The following is a 1,694-nucleotide window of genomic DNA, read 5'->3' as shown; positions in this document are numbered from 1 at the left end:
GCTTAAGGGGGTTGATCGGTTTAGGTTCAAGTGAAACACGATCGCCCCCTTTAAGCGGCATGCCGTCATCCAATGGCTCGCCTAAGCCGTTCACCACGCGTCCCATCCACTGAGAGCTGAGTTGCACAGTACTGTCGCCGTCTAATGGGATCACCTTCGCACCGGCAAACAAACCGCCTAAACGGCGGATTGGCATTAAGTACGCAACGGTATGATCGAAGCCGACCACTTGTGCTTCGATCATATCGCCTTCGGCGGTTTCCACTAAGCAACGTTGCTCAAGCTTAAAACGACATCCAACCGCTTGTAACATCAAGCCGTTCACTTTAATCAAGCGTCCGGTTACTCGCGCAACGGGAATAGAATCAAGCGATGCTAATGCATCGCTCAAACGCTCACTTAATAGTTCGTGGCTTAATGTACTACTCATTTTCAGACTCAACCTGTGGAATGCTGACTTCGTCTAACAAGTGCTGTTTTACGTTGTCCATGCACGCCTCTAAGCGTGAGTCACAACTGGCGTCTGCTTCCGCATCATCCGTCACTAACTGACAACCACCAATTGGCAGTTCGTTGTTGGCAACCAGCTTCCAAGACTTAGGCAGATCCGCGTTAATGTGCGTAATGCGTTCTAGATCTTGTGGGTTGAGATGAACCGTCACAGTCTCCGCTTTGCCCGGCATCGCCGACAGTGTTTCATCCACCAGCGCCAGAATTTGCTGTGGCATCAGAGTAAGCTCGGCACGAATCACCTGCTGAGCCACCTTCTGTACCAACTCACAAATCATGTGGCGTTGCTGCTGCTCTTTTTCACTTTGCCAGCGAGATAAGGCTTGGAACAAGTCATTAACTGGCTTCGCCGCTTCTAAAAAGCCTTGCTTACCAGCTTGTTCACCAGAAACAAATCCTTTCTGAAAGCCTTCTTTCTGACCATCGAGTAAACCTTGTTGCTTACCTTGCTCGATGCCTTGGCGTAAACCTTCTTCATGACCTTGTTGCAGCCCCTGTTGGAAACCTGCTTCAAGTTGCTGCTGAATGTCCACTTGCGACTCTTGCCAACCTTGGTTGTCCAAGCCGAACTCTTCATCAACCGCAACTGGCTGAGCCAGCGGCGGAAAACGGTGTAAACGGTAACCACTTGGAGGCAGTCGCATAATGTTCGATCTTTGTTCTGCCATGCTTTATTCCACCGTTGGCTCTTCGTATAGAAGCAACTGAACTTCGCCCGACTCATCAAGCTCGCGCACCATTTGCATGATGTCTTGGCGTGCTTTCTGAACTCGACTTAGTGCAACTGCACCACGCGCTTCCATATCGTCTTCTAGCGCTTTCACCATACGTTGTGGCATTGAGCGTTTGATCGCTTGCTGCAACGTGATATCCGAACCTTTCAGTGCCGTAGCCCAAAGCTCGAGTGGAATTTGCTGTACGAGCATGTCCATGGTTTCTTCGCGTTGACGGCCCAGCACCATGAAGTCAAACATGTTCTCTTCGATGGCGTTAACCACTTCTTCATCATGCAGTTTGAGCATTTCCATCAGTGAACCACGGTCGCCTTCAAAGCGGTTGATGATGTCTGCCGCTTGCTTAACGCCAGAAAGCGGTACACTTTGGCTTGCAGACACTTTTTCGATACAACGTTCAACCAGTTCATGCAGATCGGTCGCGACTTGGTGATCGATGTCTTGTAGCTG

The 1,694-nt window shown here is 50.1% G+C and carries 2 protein-coding genes and 1 pseudogene; all 3 read right to left on the bottom strand.

All coding sequences use genetic code 11. The features are described from left to right. Nucleotides 1-430 (bottom strand): annotated as a pseudogene (gene fliI / locus R7070_RS24755) (flagellum-specific ATP synthase FliI); the annotation flags it as partial. Beyond that, a complete protein-coding gene (gene fliH / locus R7070_RS24750; protein WP_005478070.1) occupies nt 423-1,178 on the bottom strand; it encodes a flagellar assembly protein FliH in 756 nt (251 codons plus the stop codon). The gene fliH and the pseudogene fliI, both read right to left, overlap by 8 nt. A 3-nt stretch (nt 1,179-1,181) precedes the next feature. Then, a partial coding sequence (locus R7070_RS24745) for a FliG C-terminal domain-containing protein (protein ID WP_318141345.1) occupies nt 1,182-1,694 on the bottom strand: 513 nt, incomplete at its 5' end.

The organism is Vibrio sp. 1557, assembly GCF_033340175.1.
Classification (GTDB): domain Bacteria; phylum Pseudomonadota; class Gammaproteobacteria; order Enterobacterales; family Vibrionaceae; genus Vibrio; species Vibrio alginolyticus.
Note: the sequence above shows the minus strand (reverse complement) of the source record. Positions and strands in the feature narration are given on the sequence as shown.

Coding starts and splice junctions, on each gene's coding strand:
- fliH (WP_005478070.1), bottom strand. CDS start 1,178: ATGGCAGAACAAAGATCGAACATTATGCGACTGCCTCCAAGTGGTTAC.